Origin of the sequence: Microvirga sp. RSM25 (genome assembly GCF_044784385.1) — a bacterium.
In the GTDB taxonomy this organism is placed as follows: domain Bacteria; phylum Pseudomonadota; class Alphaproteobacteria; order Rhizobiales; family Beijerinckiaceae; genus Microvirga; species Microvirga tunisiensis.
The window spans coordinates 2,768,672-2,784,584 of the sequence record NZ_CP173039.1 but is presented as its reverse complement, the minus strand read 5'-3'; the positions used below and the strand labels follow the sequence as shown (position 1 = coordinate 2,784,584).

Below are 15,913 nucleotides of genomic sequence, written 5' to 3'. Positions count from 1 at the left end.
GGAATGGCAGCGCCAGCCGTCTGAGTTAGTCAGAAATTTTCTGAAATTTCTGCGGAACCTTTCCGCAGGGAAGTGAGTTAGACAGCGCGACTGCCTATGGCGCGGGCTGTCGCTGGGGATTGCTGGGGATCGCGCCGCTGAGCGAACATGCTGGAATCAATTCAACTGGAAGCCAATGTGGCTTTCCCGACGGTGGCGCACGCCGAATTGCAGGCTAGTGCCCAGCCGTCCATTTCCGTCAAACGACGTCAATCCATCCTTTTCGTCACCTCCGAGATCGCCGATTACATCAAGGCCGGGGGGCTTGGTGAAGTTTCCGCTGCGCTCCCGCGTGCGCTCCGTCACCATTACGACGTGCGCATTCTGATCCCGGGCTATCGCCAGGTTCTCTCGCAGATCGGACCGGTGGAGGAAATCGCGCGCCTGCCGGCCTCCTTCGGGATTCCCGCCTGCGGCTTGGGGCGTGGCACGACGCAGGACGGCTTGACGGTTTACGTCCTGCTCTGCCCTGAACTCTATGATCGCGACGGCTCGCCTTATGTCGACGGCTTCGGCGTGGATTGGAGCGACAACGACATCCGCTTCGCGCGCCTCGGCCTTGCCGCCGCCGACATCGCCTGCGGCAACGGTGATCATCTCTGGCGCGCCGATCTCTTGCATCTCAACGATTGGCCGTCGGGGCTGGCATCGGCTTATCTCGCATGGCGCGGGCAGCATATCCCGACGATCCTGACCATTCACAACCTTGCCTACCAAGGAAACTTCGATCGCAGCCGGCTGTCCCATCTCGGGATTCCCGATGCCGCCTTCCAGATCAATGGCGTCGAGTTCTATGGCAAGCTCTCGTTCCTGAAGGCGGGCATCTATTACTCGTCCCACATCACGACGGTCAGCTCCACCTATGCCCATGAGATCACCCGGCCGGAGTTCGGCTGCGGCCTCGATGGGTTGCTTCGGACCTGTGCGGAACAGGGCCGGTTGGACGGCATCATCAATGGCATCGACGAGAGCTGGGATCCGAGCACGGATCCGTATCTGGTAAGTCCGTTCTCTGCGGAGAACTGCCGGGGCAAGCGCGCCAACGCCAATAACGTGCGCAAGAATTTCGGACTCGCCCTATCGAACGGACCGCTTTTCGCCGTGGTGTCTCGCCTTGTGCATCAGAAGGGTGTCGACCTTGCCATCTCGGCGGCGGAAACCATCGTCTCGCAGGGTGGACAGATTGCCGTCATCGGCCAGGGCGAGCCCCGCTTCGAGAACGAACTTCAGGCGCTGGCCTATCGTCATCCAGGTTCCGTCGGCGTGAAGATCGGTTATGACGAAGGAGACGCGCGACGCATGTATGCGGGCAGCGACTTCCTGCTTATGCCTTCGCGCTTCGAGCCCTGCGGCCTGAGCCAGATGTATGCGCAGAGATTCGGTTCTTTGCCGATTGCGCACAAGACGGGCGGCCTTGCCGACACTATCGAGGACGGCGTCAACGGTTTCTTGTTCGGCGAGCCTTCGCTCAACCGCTTCAAGGATGCCATCAAGAGGGGCCTCGATACGTTCCGCTCACGTCCCCGTCTCACGGCCATGCGCCGAGCGGCGATGCAGCGGCCACACGGATGGGATCGATCCGCGTCCCGATATCAGGAAGTCTATCAGCGGGCGTGCCAGACGGCGCTCGCGTGACATTTCTTGCGCTGTGATGACTTCGAGAATGGGCTGAACGCAGGTTCAGCCCATTTTTCGTCCACAAAGGTCGAAAGTTAGTCGCCAGGGTCATATTGTTGCAGCCCTATTCTTGGGCCTGTGCTGCTTTTTAAGGCAAATGTTCGCTGGCCCTGTTCCTGCCACTGGTCGTCGGGAACGCTTGTCGCTCTAAGGCAGAATGAAAGACCGGGCTTGGCATGGTTCTTGCGTAATGACCCGACGCTGCACCTGAAACAGGGCAGCCAAGGGAGAGGATCCATGTCGATGTTGAATATGACCCGCAGACACCTGATGGCGCTGGCCTCCGCCGCGCTGGTTTCCGGCGCCGTGATGGGAACGGCGCAAGCGCAGGAGACGATCAAGGTCGGTGTTCTGCACTCCTTGTCCGGCACGATGGCGATCAGCGAGACGACGCTGAAGGATGTCATGCTGATGCTCATCGAGGAGCAGAACAAGAAGGGTGGTCTGCTCGGCAAGAAGCTTGAAGCGGTCGTCGTCGATCCAGCTTCCAACTGGCCTCTCTTTGCCGAGAAGGCGCGCGAGCTGATCAGTCAGAACAAGGTCTCGGCCGTATTCGGGTGCTGGACTTCGGTGTCCCGCAAGTCCGTGCTGCCGGTGTTCAAGGAGCTCAACAGCGTTCTCTTCTATCCGGTGCAGTATGAGGGTGAAGAGAGCGAGCGCAACGTGTTCTACACGGGCGCTGCTCCGAACCAGCAGGCCATCCCGGCCGTCGATTATCTCGCCAAGGAAGAGAAGGTCGAGCGTTGGGTTCTGGCCGGCACCGACTACGTCTATCCGCGTACGACCAACAAGATTCTCGAAGCTTACCTGAAGTCCAAGGGCGTGAAGGCCGAGGACATCATGATCAACTACACGCCGTTCGGTCATTCCGATTGGCAGACCATCGTGGCGGACATCAAGAAGTTCGGCTCGGCCGGCAAGAAGACGGCCGTGGTCTCCACCATCAACGGCGATGCCAACGTGCCGTTCTACAAGGAACTCGCTAACCAGGGCGTGAAGGCAACGGACATTCCGGTCGTGGCCTTCTCCGTCGGCGAGGAAGAGCTTGCGGGTATCGACACGAAGCCTCTCGTCGGACACCTGGCCGCCTGGAACTACTTTCAGTCTGTCGACACGCCCGACAACAAGGCTTTCATCGAGAAGTGGAAGACCTTCACCAAGAACGACAAGCGCGTGACCAACGATCCCATGGAAGCTCACGTGATCGGCTTCAACATGTGGGTGAAGGCGGTCGAGAAGGCCGGGACCACGGATCCGGACAAGGTGATCGATGCCATCGTCGGCGTCGAGGTTCCGAACCTGACGGGTGGCGTCTCCAAGATGCTCCCGAACCACCACATCACCAAGCCGGTTCTCATCGGCGAGATCAAGGACGACGGGCAGTTCGAGACCGTGTCGCAGACCGACGCGCTCGTTCCGGGCGATGCCTGGTCCAAGTTCCTCGACGGTTCCAAGGACCTGATCGCCGACTGGAAGGATCTCAAGTGCGGCAACTACAACACCGTCACGAAGAAGTGCGGCGCCTGATCGCCTGACGCTCGAGGACGGCTGTGAAGGCCGTCCTCGCTTTCTCCTCTGTTCAAAGTTGATGGCATGACCAGCTTGCGCAGCATTCTGAAGGCCTTCGTTCTGCTGATCGGCCTAGCATCTCCCGCTGTGGCGGGACCTTATGAGGACGCTCTGCCCAAGTTCGCGGCTGACAGCTATGCCGACACCGAGGCCGCCATCGGGGCCGTAGCTGGCAGTGGGAATGAGCAGTCATTGAACCTCGTCGAAGCTCTGCGCGACGGACGACTGATGATCGCTGCGGGGCAGGTCTATATCCGTGATCCTGCGGGCAAGTTCGTGGATGCGGCAACCGGACAGGCAATCGAGCCTCCCGCCGGCGCCAAGCCAGTACGGGTGAACAACCGTGTCCGGCGTGCCATCGAGGCGGCTCTCGGCAGCATGACCTTGCTCAGCCCCGATGCCGCGATCCGTCTCGATGCGGCCCGGGCGGTTTTCCGCTCGCGCGATGCGGCAGCTCTTCCGGCACTCGAGAAGGCCATCGCGCAGGAGAGCGACACCGGCTTGCGGAATGCTCTCGAGAGCGCTCGTGCCGCGATCGTTTTGAGCACACCGGATGCCTCATCGTCGCAGAAGCTGGCAGCCATCGAAAACCTGCATGTCCGCGGCGATCAGGATGCTCTGGCGCTTCTCTCTTCGCTGCCGCCCGGAACGTCGGCCGACGTGTCCGACGCCGCCGCCAAAGCAGCCGAGGGCATTCGCTCGCGACTGGCGCTCTGGAGTGCCGTTCAGAACGTCTGGTACGGGATCTCTCTCGGGTCCGTCCTGCTGCTGGCGGCCATCGGCCTGTCGATCACCTTCGGCACCATGGGGGTCATCAACATGGCCCATGGCGAGATGGTCATGATCGGGGCCTATACGACCTTCCTGGTGCAGGAATTGATCCGCACCCATGCACCCGGTCTCTTCGGCGCCTCCCTGTTCATCGCGCTGCCGCTCGCGTTCCTCGTGGCGGGCCTGATCGGCATCCTGATCGAGCGCACGGTCATCCGCTTCCTCTACGGGCGGCCGCTCGAGACGCTTCTCGCCACCTGGGGCATATCCCTCATCCTGCAGCAGGGCGTGCGCACGATCTTCGGCCCGACCAATCGCGAGGTCGGCACGCCGGCCTGGATGAGCGGAGCGCTGGAGCTCGGCGGATTGAGCCTCACCTATAACCGCATCGCCATCGTCGTCTTCGCCTTTGCGGTCTTCACGACCCTGCTTCTCGTGCTGCGGTACACGTCGCTGGGCCTCTATGTCCGCGCCGTCACGCAGAACCGGCGCATGGCGGGCTCCATGGGCATCCGGACGAACCGGATCGACGCGCTGGCCTTCGGGCTCGGGTCGGGGGTGGCCGGGATCGCCGGCGTGGCGCTCTCGCAGATCGACAATGTCAGCCCCAATCTCGGGCAGGGATACATCATCGACAGCTTCATGGTGGTGGTGTTCGGCGGCGTCGGCAATCTCTGGGGTACGCTGGTGGGCGCCATGACGCTCGGCGTCGCCAACAAGCTGCTCGAGCCCTATGCGGGCGCGGTGCTCGGCAAGATCGTGCTGCTCGTCGCGATCATTCTGTTCATCCAAAGGCGTCCGCGCGGTCTCTTCGCGCTCAAAGGCAGGGCGGTCGAAGCATGAAGACGCAATCCGTGCTCGATCGTCAGAGCATCATCGTACTCCTTCTGCTGGGGACGACCGCCATTCTGGTGCCCGTCCTGAACGTGGCGGTAGACCCGGGATCTCCGATCCACCTGTCGGATCACCTTGTGCCGCTGCTCGGCAAATATATCTCCTTCGCGCTGCTCGCGCTCTCGGTCGATCTGATCTGGGGCTTCTGCGGCATTCTTTCTCTGGGACACGGCGCCTTCTTCGCGCTCGGCGGCTATGCCATGGGCATGTATCTCATGCGCCAGGTCGGGCCGCGCGGCGTCTACGCCGATCCGATCCTTCCCGACTTCATGGTGTTCCTGAACTGGAAGGAGTTGCCCTGGTTCTGGCACGGTTTCGACTGGTTCCCGTTCGCAGCCCTCATGGTGCTGCTTGTGCCGGCCATCCTCGCTTTCGTCTTCGGCTGGTTCGCCTTCCGCTCGCGGGTGACGGGCGTCTACCTCTCCATCATCACGCAGGCGATGACATTCGCCCTGATGCTCGCCTTCTTCCGCAATGACATGGGCTTCGGCGGCAATAACGGATTGACCGACTTCAAGGAGATCCTGGGCTTCCCGATCCAGGCCGCCTCGACGCGGATCGTCCTGTTCGTCCTGTCGGTCGCGGCGCTTGCCGGGGGCTACTTGCTCTGCCGCTGGGTGGTGAGTTCCAAGTTCGGCAAGGTGCTCGTGGCGGTGCGCGACGCGGAGAGCCGCACGCGTTTCCTCGGCTATCGTGTCGAGCACTACAAGCTTGCCGTCTTCACGCTCTCGGCCATGCTGGCCGGCGTCGCAGGCGCACTCTACGTCCCGCAGGTCGGCATCATCAACCCGAGCGAGTTCGCACCGGCCAACTCCATCGAGGTGGTCATCTGGGTGGCGGTCGGCGGTCGCGGAACGCTGGCAGGCCCCATTCTCGGCGCGCTTCTGGTCAATGCGGGCAAGACCTGGTTCACCGGGATGCTGCCGGAATTCTGGCTCTTCGCGCTCGGCGGCCTCTTCGTCTTCGTCACGCTCCTGATGCCCCGCGGCATCCTCGGCGCGGCCAAGGATCTCTGGGCGCATGCCGGGCAGCGGCTGAAGTCCCGGCCCATGTCCGAACCGGTCTCACAGGCGGCGGAGTAAGTCATGACCGCACCCGTTACCCCGACGCTTCTCTACCTCGACAACGTCTCCGTGTCCTTCGATGGCTTCCGGGCCTTGAATTCACTGTCGCTTGCGGTCGATCATGCGGAGATGCGCGCCATCATCGGCCCTAACGGGGCGGGCAAGACCACGATGATGGATGTCATTACCGGCAAGACCCGCCCGAACGAAGGCACGGCGCTCTTCGAGGGCTCTCACGATCTGACGGCGCTCGACGAAGCTGCGATCGCCGAACTCGGGATCGGCCGCAAGTTCCAGACGCCGACCGTGTTCGAGATGCACAGCGTCGAAGACAACATTCTCCTCGCCCTCAAGGAAAACCGCTCTCCCTTCGCGACGCTTCTGTCGCGGCGCACGGCTCGGGAGCGTGAGCGGATCGAGGCGCTTCTGGAGCGGGTGCGCCTGACGGCGCATCGCCACCGCAAGGCGGGGGAACTCTCACACGGTCAGAAGCAGTGGCTCGAGATCGGCATGCTGCTGGCGCAGCAACCCAAGCTCCTGCTGATCGATGAGCCTGCCGCAGGCATGACGGACCAGGAGACTGCCGACACGGCCGATCTCCTGCGCGACATCGCGAAGACGCAGGCCGTCGTCGTGGTGGAGCATGACATGACCTTCGTGCGCGATCTCGATGTGAAGGTCACATGCCTTCATGAAGGCACGGTGCTCGCCGAGGGAACGCTCGATGCGGTGAGTGCGAACGAGCGCGTGGTCGAGGTTTATCTGGGGCGATGACGATGCTTTCGGTCGACAATCTCTCTCTGTATTACGGCGCCGCACAGGCGCTGCGCGGTATATCCGTCACTGCTTCGACCGGCGAGGTCACCTGCGTGCTCGGCCGGAACGGCGTTGGCAAGACGTCATTGCTGCGCGCCATCGCCGGGCACCGGCCGATCGCGGGCGGGAGCATCCACTTCGAGGGCCGTGACATCGCGCGCCTGAAGCCCTTCGAGCGGGCGGCGCTCGGAATCGCCTATGTCCCGCAAGGCCGCGAGATCTTTCCCCTCCTCACCGTCAAGGAAAACCTCGAGACGGGCTTTGCCCCTCTGAAGCGTGGCGACAAGAAAATTCCCGATGAGGTCTTCGAGTTGTTCCCTGTACTGAAATCCATGCTCGGCCGGCGCGGCGGCGATCTTTCCGGCGGGCAGCAGCAGCAATTGGCCATCGGGCGGGCGCTGGTCACCCGTCCGCGCCTGCTCGTGCTCGACGAGCCGACGGAAGGCATCCAGCCTTCCATCATCAAGGATATCGGACGGGCGATTACCTACTTGCGCGAACGAAAGGATATGGCCATCCTCCTGGTCGAGCAATATTTCGACTTCGCCCGCGACTTGGCCGATCGGTTCGTGGTGATGGAGCGCGGCGAGATCGTGCAGCATGGCGACCGCTCTGCGCTTGAGGGAGATGATGTACGTCAGCGCTTGGCCATTTGATGGTGTCTCCCAGTCCGTGTCTCCACAGCGTCAGCGTGCCGTCGGTCGTGTTGCGTTCAGCGCAGCGGGCTTGAGCGGACGTACCCGGCCCATGCAGATCGAAGAGAGCGGATCCATGCGGATCAGGCTCCCGAAAGGCGAGGGGAGCGGGCTCGATGCCGTTCTCGTCAATACGGCGGGGGGCATTGCGTGCGGCGATCGCTTCTCAGTCGGGATCGAGGTGCGATCCGGCGCCGCTGTAACGGTTGCGACACCTGCGGCCGAGAAGGTTTATCGCTCGGACGGACCGGTTGCGGAGCTGGCGGTTGATCTCAGGCTGGAGGCCGGCACACGGCTCGACTGGCTGCCTCAGGAAACCATTTTGTTCGACAGGTCACGCCTGCGCCGAAATCTCGCTGCCGAGATGCCTGACGATGCGAGCCTGACCGTGTTCGAGGCCGTCGTGTTCGGGCGGGAAGCTCGCGCCGAGAACATCGCAGAGGGATTGTTCGAGGATTGCTGGCGCATCCGGCGTGGAGGGCGCCTCGTCTATGCCGATACGCTGCGGCTCGATGGATCGATTGCCGATCTCCTCCGGAAGCCCAGCGTCGGGAAGGGTGCCCGGGTCCTCGCCACATTCATCCATGTGTCGCCGGATGCCGAAGCTCGCCTCGAAGCGGTGCGCGAGTGCATTCCCACCGTCAATGGCTGCGATGCTGCAGCCAGTGCCTGGAACGGACTTCTCGCCGTGCGCTTCTGCGCCATGACTATCGAGTCTTTACGCAAAGCTGCCGTTCCGTTTCTTCTCGCCTTTCGTGGCGAGCCCCTGCCTCGTGTCTGGCTCAGCTAGGGTCGAACCATGCAACTCACTCCCCGTGAAAAAGACAAGCTTCTGATCGCCATGGCCGCCATGGTCGCCCGCCGGCGTCTGGAGCGTGGCGTGAAGCTCAATCATCCGGAAGCCATCGCCCTCATCACCGATACGGTCGTGGAAGGCGCGCGCGACGGACGCTCCGTCGCAGAGCTGATGGAGGCGGGCGCGCATGTCATTACCGCCGATCAGGTCATGGAAGGCATCGCCGAGATGATCCACGATGTGCAGGTGGAGGCGACCTTTCCCGATGGCACCAAGCTCGTCACCGTCCATCATCCGATCCGCGGCGCGGCATCCAAGGACGTGCCCGGCGAAGTGATGGCGCAGGAGGGCGAGATCATTTTCAACGAGGGCGCCGAGCGCATTGTGCTGACCGTCGCCAACACGGGCGACCGTCCGATCCAGGTCGGCAGTCACTACCATTTCTTCGAGACCAATCCGGCTTTGTCCTTCGACCGCGAGAAGGCTCGTGGCATGCGGCTCGACATCGCGCCCGGCACGGCAGTGCGTTTCGAGCCCGGCTCCACGCGCGAAGTGGTGCTCGTTCCGCTTTCCGGCAGGCGCGAGGTCTATGGGTTCCGCCAAGGCGTGATGGGAGCGCTGTGATGTCGAATGCAAGAAAGCCCGCTTCCCTCCCGCGTTCCGGCTATGCCGACATGTTCGGCCCGACGAAAGGCGACCGCGTTCGTCTCGCCGATACGGCTCTCGTGATCGAGGTGGAGAAGGACTTCACCACCTATGGCGAGGAGGTGAAGTTCGGCGGCGGAAAGGTCATCCGCGACGGCATGGGTCAGGCGCAGACGACCCGGGCCGAGGGCGCGGTCGACACCGTCATCACCAATGCGGTGATCCTCGACCATTGGGGCATCGTGAAGGCCGACATCGGCATCAAAGGCGGGCTGATCGTCGCCGTCGGCAAGGCCGGCAATCCGGATGTGCAGCCCAATGTCGACATCATCATCGGGCCGGGCACGGAGATCATCGCAGGCGAGGGCAAGATCATCACGGCCGGCGGCTTCGACTCGCATATCCACTTCATCTGCCCGCAGCAGATCGAGGAGGCGCTCATGTCTGGCATCACCACGATGCTGGGCGGTGGGACGGGCCCGGCGACCGGCACCTTCGCCACCACCTGCACGCCGGGACCGTGGCACATCGCCCGCATGATCGAAGCGGCCGACGCATTCCCGATGAATCTAGCCTTCACCGGCAAGGGCAATGCCTCCAAGCCGGGTGCTTTGGAAGAGATGATCCAGGCTGGTGCCTGCGCGCTGAAGCTGCATGAGGATTGGGGCACGACACCGGCGGCCATCGACTGCTGCCTTTCCGTCGCCGACGCCTATGACGTGCAGGTGATGATCCACACCGACACGCTTAACGAGTCCGGTTTCGTCGAGGATACGATTGCAGCCTTCAAGGGCCGTACGATTCACGCTTTCCACACGGAAGGAGCGGGCGGCGGGCATGCGCCGGACATCATCAAGGTGGCGGGCCTGCCCAATGTGCTGCCCTCTTCCACCAACCCGACGCGCCCCTATACGGTGAACACCATCGACGAGCATCTCGACATGCTCATGGTCTGCCACCACCTCTCGCCCTCGATTCCGGAGGATCTCGCATTTGCCGAGAGTCGCATCCGCAAGGAGACCATTGCGGCCGAGGATATCCTGCACGATATCGGCGCGCTCTCGATGATGTCTTCCGACAGCCAGGCCATGGGCCGTGTCGGCGAGGTCATCATCCGCACGTGGCAGACGGCTCACAAGATGAAGGTTCAGCGCGGCGCGCTTCCCGGCGAGACTGGCGACAACGACAACTTCCGTGTCCGTCGCTATGTGGCGAAATACACGATCAATCCGGCCATCGCCCACGGCGTGTCCAGGCATATCGGCTCGGTCGAGGTCGGTAAGCTCGCCGATCTCGTGGTCTGGACTCCGGCATTCTTTGGCGTGAAGCCCGATCTCGTGCTCAAGGGCGGCGCCATCGCGGCGGCCCTGATGGGCGATCCGAATGCCTCGATCCCGACGCCGCAGCCGGTGCATTACCGGCCGATGTTCGGCGCCTACGGGCGGGCTCTCGCCACGACCTCACTCACCTTCGTATCGAAGGCTGCGGTGGAGAATGGGTTGGCGGCGAAGCTCGGTGTCCAGAAGCGGCTTGTTGCCGTCGAGAACGTCCGCGGCGGAATCGGCAAGAAGGACATGGTGCACAACGATGCGACACCCCTGATCGAGGTCGATCCCGAAACCTACGACGTTCGTGCCGACGGTGAGCTGCTTGTCTGCGAACCCGCCACGGTCCTTCCCATGGCTCAACGCTACTTCCTGTTCTGACATGATCCGCGCCACATCCATCATCCGTCGTGAAGCCGTCGAGCAGGACCGCATCGTCGACGTCATCACCCTCGATCACGGCGACCGACACCGCCGCCGCATCATGCTCAATGCCGATGGCGGCACTTCCTTCCTGCTCGATCTCGAGAAGGCCGACGTGCTGGAGGATGGCGATGCCATCCGGCTGGAGAGCGGCTGGCTCGTCGAAGTGAGGGCTGCGCCGGAGAAGCTCGTGGAGATCAAGACGGAGGATCCGCTCGAGCTCCTGACCCTCGCCTGGCATATCGGCAACCGGCACGTGCCGGCGGAAATCACGCGCGAGGCGATCTATATCGCGTACGATCATGTGCTGGTCGACATGTTGCTCGGGCTCGGCGCCAAGGTCGAGATAGTCGAGCGTCCCTTCCGTCCGGTCCGCGGCGCCTATCATCACCACGAGCATGGCGGGCACTCTCACCACGGACATGATCATGGATGACGCCTCCGTGAACGCGCAGGGTTTGGGACAAGACTCGGTAATCCTGCCGCTCTTCGCCTGGCTTTCGCCGTCCTATCCTGTCGGGTGCTATGCCTATTCACATGCCCTGGAATGGGCGGTGGAGGCTGGCGATGTCAGCGATGAAACGACCCTCGTTGCATGGCTGACCGATCTGCTCACTCTCGGCCTCGGCCGCAACGATGCCATTCTTCTGAGCCACGCCTACCGGGCCGTTGAGCAGGGTCATCGCAGTGACCTTGAAACCGTCAACGAACTCGCTCTCGCCTTGTCGCCCTCCGCCGAGCTCTATCTCGAAACCAGCCAGCAGGGACGCAGCTTCCTCGACGCGACCCTTGCCGCCTGGCCGTCGCCGCATCTGCCCCCCTCGAAGGGGATGTTGCCTTTCCTGTTGCTATCGGCATGGCCGCGGCAGCGCATGGCGTTCCGCTGCCGATTACATCGCAAGCCTATCTCTTCGGACTTGTGCAGACGCTCGTGTCCGCTGCGATCCGTCTGGCACCCATCGGGCAGACGGCGGGCATCCGCGTGTCCGCCGCATTGGCCGGCACGGCTCAGGACATCGCACACCAGGGAATGTCTCTCACGCTCGACGATATCGGTGGCTCGACCTTCAGGGCCGATCTCGGCTCCTTCCATCATGAAAACCAGTATACGAGGCTTTTCCGCTCATGACTTGTCACACGGGACCCCTACGCGTCGGCATCGGCGGACCAGTCGGCTCCGGCAAGACAGCGCTGATGGAAGCACTCTGCAAGACGTTCCGCGAGCGCTACGACATCTGCGCGATCACCAACGACATCTACACCAAGGAGGACGCGCGCCTCCTGACGGTTGCCGGCGCGTTGCCGGTCGAGCGCATCATGGGCGTGGAGACCGGCGGATGTCCGCACACGGCGATCCGCGAGGACGCCTCCATCAACCTTGCGGCCATCGCCACCATGCGCAAGCGCTTTCCGGCCCTCGACATCGTGCTGGTGGAATCCGGCGGCGACAATCTGGCGGCGACGTTTTCGCCCGAGCTCGCCGATCTGACGATCTACGTGATCGACGTGGCCGGCGGAGAGAAGATCCCGCGAAAAGGGGGCCCTGGCATCACGCGTTCCGATCTTCTCGTGGTCAACAAGATCGATCTGGCGCCCTATGTCGGTGCCGATCTCGCGGTCATGGAAGAAGACACCAAGCGCATGCGCGGCCAGCGTCCATACGTGTTCAGCAATGTCCGCGACGGCGTCGGGGTCGATGCCATCGCCCAGTTCATCGAACAGGCCGGTGGCCTGTCGTCCGCGGCCTAAAAGGGGGATTCCAGGATGTTCAAACGCTCGGCTCTTGCCACGATGCTAATAGCGGCAACGACACCGGCTCTGGCTCACACGGGGCAACCTGCATTCTCAGGTTTCCTGGCCGGTTTCACACACCCTCTGACAGGCCTCGATCATACGCTTGCCATGGTCGGCGTCGGTCTCTTCGCGTCTCTGCTTGGCGGACGGGCTCTCTGGGCCGTTCCCGCAAGCTTTGTCGGGATGATGCTCGTTGGCGGGATGATGGGCTTGGCCAGTATTGAGATTCCGGCTGTCGAGTTCGGAATTGCTGCCTCAATTATCGTCCTTGGTGCAGTTGTATCGCTGGGTCGGGCATGGCCTGTCGGAGCGGCGATGACGCTTGTTGGAGTCTTCGCCATCTTCCACGGTTATGCTCACGGTGCTGAAATCCCGGCCGGAGCCGGTGCCGCGCTCTACAGCCTCGGCTTCACGCTGGCGAGCGCGGTTCTGCACGGACTGGGCATCGTGCTCGGAGCGGCCGCTGCTCGTCAAGCATATGCCGGTCGTCTAGCAGGTGCCGCCGTCGCGGTCGCGGGCGTTGTTCTCTTGATCGGTTAGACGCAAGGGCCGTTGCTCCGGAAGCGTTTTTGACTCGATACCGGTCAGGTTGCCGCATCATGAAAGTCCTTGGCCACGGACGCAGCCAAGGACCTTTCGGCATCGGGATCAGGCGCGGTCAGCGTTTCCCGCCGCCGTTTCCATGGCCACCGCCATTGCCGTTGCCATTACCGCCGCCGTTCCCGGCAGGACCATCCTGATCCGTGCCGTCGCCATTGTTGGAGCCGCCGGGGTTGGACGCGTCGTTGCCGTCGTCGTCATTCCCGTGCCCGTTGTTGCCATGGCCGCCGGCATTGCCATTCCCACGGCCGGAACCATTGTTGTCCTGGCCATTGCCGACATTGCCGCTTGAGCCTGTGTTGCCCGTTCCTGCAGTCCCACCGGCGCCGCTGCCATTGTTGCCTTGGCTATTGCCGACACTGCCGCTAGAGCCTGTGTTGCCCGTTCCGGCAGTCCCACCGGCGCCGCTGCCATTATCAACCGACCCACCAACGCTGCCCGCGTTGCCGGCGCTGCGAGAGCCGCCGGTGCTGCCGGTTGCCGTGGTGCCGCTTTCAGCGACGGCTCCGCCGCGGCTCGCACCCACACTGCCGCTGACAGTTCCGGTGTTGCCAGTAGCGGTTCCACTGCTGACGGCACCGGCTGCGCCAAGGGCCGGGCTCTCAGAGCCTTGGAGGTTGACAGGTCGGTTGCCGATGGAGCCGGTCACGGCATCACTCTGATCTCCAATACGATCCGTTCTGCGAAGTGCTTGGGGCCGAATGGCACAGCGACAGGTTTCCTGACCTTGCACAATGTGAAGTCGGCAGTTGCGGTACATGGAGGCATCGGCGACTGCAGGCACACATTGCTGGCCGGTCCTGACGCTCTGAGCATCGGACGGCGTTCCAAGTGCGAGGAAGAGGGCAGCGCTGGACAAAGCAAGAGCGTATGAACGCATCATGGTGTTCACCTACATAAAGCCAATTCGGATGATGAGCTACGTTGAGGCAGCTCGCTTGGCTAAAAGACGCAGGTCTAGGAATAACGTTCCGTTATATAGGCAAAAAAATCTGTCCCTAAGTATGGGAACTTTGTTGAAGCTTTAAGTCAGAGCGGCTGATCCGAGCAGCAGTGCCTGGCAGTATGCTTTCATCAGGATTGGATGAGCTTCTCTGCTCCATAGGCTTCAGCCATGCTGCGGATCTCTGCAAGCTTGGCTTGAAAGCTTGACCAGTCATCCTCAGCGGCAATGGGAGCCCAGAGCGCCTCGACCTCGTCGATCAGCATGGTGCAGGGTGTTGGGCCTGCAAAATAGGGGTGGTCGAGCTGCAACTGGGGCGCAGGATCGAAGGTTCCGAGAGCCGCACGGACGGGTTGGAAGGACGGTTGCGCATAGAAGTTTGCAGAGGGGCTTTGCTCTGCACGATGCACACTCAGAAGTCCGCCATACCAGTCGAAGAACGTTTGCTCGAACGGGGCTTTGCTCTCGTGGAGAAAAGTCCATAATGCTTTGGCCAGCGCACCATCCTGCTCAAACCCTCTCGATTGCAGACCCAGGCGGCGCAGAATGGCACTTGGGAATTCCCGGTGAAGAGCGGGCTCGAATATTGTGAGCGCCTGCTCGAGACTGCTCTGCTGGGCTAAGGGAAGCAGGCATTCTGCAAGACGAAACAGATTCCACAAAAGCGTGTCGGGCTGCCGGCCGAAGGCATAAAGACCCGTCTCGTCGAAATAGGCAGCGGTGAAGCCGGGCTCATAGACGGGCAGGAAACGCCACGGACCATAATCGAAGCTTTCTCCAGTGACGTTGATGTTGTCGGTGTTGAGGACGCCGTGGACGAACCCAGCTGCCATCCATTGCGCGCCCATGCGGGCCACACGTCGGCACACCTCTTCCAGAAATGCCGGAGCGCGATCCGCTTCATCATCGCGCCAGGTCTCCGGCATGTAGGTTCGAATGGTGTAATCGAGAAGTTTGCGGAGATTGGCGGTCTCATCCAGGTAGAGCAACCGCTGGAAGGTTCCGATGCGAATGTGGGAATGGCTGAGGCGCACCAGAACCGACGAGCGCGTAGGGGAGGGTTCGTCGCCGCGCTCGAGTTCCTCGCCCGTTTCGATCAGGCTGAAAGATTTTGACGTTTCGACGCCGAGCGCCTCGAGCATTTCCGTCGCAAGAATCTCCCTCACGCCGCCCTTGAGGGTCAGGCGGCCATCCGCATGGCGAGACCACGGTGTTTGTCCGCTGCCTTTCGTACCGAGGTCGAGAAGCCTGCCATCCTGCACATCATGGAGTTGGGCAAAAAGAAAGCCCCGCCCATCTCCTAGATGCGGATTGTAGGTTCGGAATTGATGGCCATGGTAGCGCAGCGCGAGGGGCTGTTCGAAACTGCCTGGAAGTGGCGCGAAGCGTCCGAGATGGTCGATCCACTCCTCATCGGTGAGCGACCCGAGGCCTACACGCTCGGCCCAGCGCTGGTTGCGGTAGCGGAGAATGTGTTGCGGGAATTCCGCCGGACGGACAACATCATAGAAATCCAAACCGAGTTCCTGATGCTGCGCCGAGGCGCGATAAACGGCGGAGTAGGGCATGTCCGATTTCCCGTGAACTCGTGTTCAATTCCAATGCAACCGAAATGTTCAGAGTTGCCGGGATAGACCAATCCGATCCCGGCGAGGTCGTTGAAAGGCTTCGGTTCGGAGGCGAGGGACACGATCGGCCGACGGATAAATCTATACAACATTACGATATGAGATGAATCTGAGCCACCACGCGATCCTGCCAAAAAATAGTGCACTGTCAGGACGGCGACGAAAAGCTCTGCCTTTTCCTTGCTTTCGGCCTCGTTGTTCAAGCGTCGACCCGTCGTCGCTTCGACAATCTGT

Annotated in this window: 14 protein-coding genes and 1 pseudogene; 13 read left to right on the top strand and 2 right to left on the bottom strand. The window is 62.1% G+C overall.

Annotated features, from left to right (window positions below):
- Positions 1–147: 147 nt before the first annotated feature.
- The 13 genes and pseudogenes from glgA to ACD578_RS13230 all read left to right on the top strand — a co-directional run bounded on the left by glgA (position 148) and on the right by ACD578_RS13230 (position 13,048).
- Positions 148–1,674, top strand: coding sequence for a glycogen synthase GlgA (gene glgA, locus ACD578_RS13290; protein ID WP_404285628.1), 1,527 nt, complete (start codon positions 148–150; stop codon positions 1,672–1,674).
- Positions 1,675–1,986: 312 nt separating this feature from the next.
- Entirely contained in the window at positions 1,987–3,243 is a 1,257-nt protein-coding gene (gene urtA, locus ACD578_RS13285; protein WP_404293833.1) for an urea ABC transporter substrate-binding protein, read from the top strand.
- 66 nt (positions 3,244–3,309) lie between these two features.
- The gene (urtB, locus tag ACD578_RS13280) at positions 3,310–4,899 is read left to right on the top strand and encodes an urea ABC transporter permease subunit UrtB (RefSeq protein ID WP_404285626.1); all 1,590 of its coding nucleotides are present in this window, start codon (positions 3,310–3,312) and stop codon (positions 4,897–4,899) included.
- Positions 4,896–6,032, top strand: coding sequence for an urea ABC transporter permease subunit UrtC (urtC, locus tag ACD578_RS13275; RefSeq protein WP_404285624.1), 1,137 nt, complete (start codon positions 4,896–4,898; stop codon positions 6,030–6,032). Before urtB ends, urtC begins: the two co-directional genes overlap by 4 nt.
- A gap of 3 nt (positions 6,033–6,035) precedes the next feature.
- Positions 6,036–6,788, top strand: coding sequence for an urea ABC transporter ATP-binding protein UrtD (gene urtD, locus ACD578_RS13270; RefSeq protein ID WP_404285622.1), 753 nt, complete (start codon positions 6,036–6,038; stop codon positions 6,786–6,788).
- Between the two features lie 2 nt (positions 6,789–6,790).
- Complete coding sequence (urtE, locus tag ACD578_RS13265; RefSeq protein WP_152708922.1) at positions 6,791–7,486, top strand: urea ABC transporter ATP-binding subunit UrtE; 696 nt, start codon at positions 6,791–6,793, stop codon at positions 7,484–7,486.
- A 115-nt stretch (positions 7,487–7,601) separates the two neighbouring features.
- Entirely contained in the window at positions 7,602–8,315 is a 714-nt protein-coding gene (locus ACD578_RS13260) for an urease accessory protein UreD (protein WP_338105265.1), read from the top strand.
- 9 nt (positions 8,316–8,324) lie between these two features.
- Positions 8,325–8,945 carry an urease subunit gamma gene (locus tag ACD578_RS13255; protein WP_404285620.1) on the top strand — a complete coding sequence of 207 codons (621 nt, stop codon included), beginning with the start codon at positions 8,325–8,327 and terminating at the stop codon, positions 8,943–8,945.
- Positions 8,945–10,672: an urease subunit alpha gene (gene ureC / locus ACD578_RS13250; protein ID WP_404285618.1), complete on the top strand. Its 1,728-nt coding sequence runs from the start codon at positions 8,945–8,947 to the stop codon at positions 10,670–10,672. Before ACD578_RS13255 ends, ureC begins: the two co-directional genes overlap by 1 nt.
- A 1-nt stretch (position 10,673) precedes the next feature.
- On the top strand, positions 10,674–11,150 hold the full coding sequence (locus ACD578_RS13245) for an urease accessory protein UreE (RefSeq protein ID WP_404285616.1): 477 nt from the start codon (positions 10,674–10,676) through the stop codon (positions 11,148–11,150).
- Positions 11,143–11,843 (top strand): annotated as a pseudogene (locus tag ACD578_RS13240) (urease accessory protein UreF). The gene ACD578_RS13245 and the pseudogene ACD578_RS13240 overlap by 8 nt, the downstream one beginning before the upstream one ends.
- Positions 11,840–12,463, top strand: a complete 624-nt coding sequence (ureG, locus tag ACD578_RS13235; protein WP_404285614.1) for an urease accessory protein UreG — start codon at positions 11,840–11,842, stop codon at positions 12,461–12,463. The pseudogene ACD578_RS13240 and the gene ureG overlap by 4 nt, the downstream one beginning before the upstream one ends.
- 15 nt (positions 12,464–12,478) lie before the next feature.
- Positions 12,479–13,048, top strand: coding sequence for a HupE/UreJ family protein (locus tag ACD578_RS13230; protein WP_404285612.1), 570 nt, complete (start codon positions 12,479–12,481; stop codon positions 13,046–13,048).
- A gap of 118 nt (positions 13,049–13,166) precedes the next feature.
- Here the strand turns inward: ACD578_RS13230 and ACD578_RS13225 are convergent, their stop codons facing one another.
- Together ACD578_RS13225 and ACD578_RS13220 are read right to left on the bottom strand one after the other, a co-directional pair.
- Positions 13,167–13,757, bottom strand: coding sequence for a hypothetical protein (locus ACD578_RS13225; protein WP_404285610.1), 591 nt, complete (start codon positions 13,755–13,757; stop codon positions 13,167–13,169).
- Between the two features lie 425 nt (positions 13,758–14,182).
- Positions 14,183–15,619 carry a protein adenylyltransferase SelO gene (locus ACD578_RS13220; RefSeq protein ID WP_404285608.1) on the bottom strand — a complete coding sequence of 479 codons (1,437 nt, stop codon included), beginning with the start codon at positions 15,617–15,619 and terminating at the stop codon, positions 14,183–14,185.
- Between the last annotated feature and the right edge of the window lie 294 nt (positions 15,620–15,913).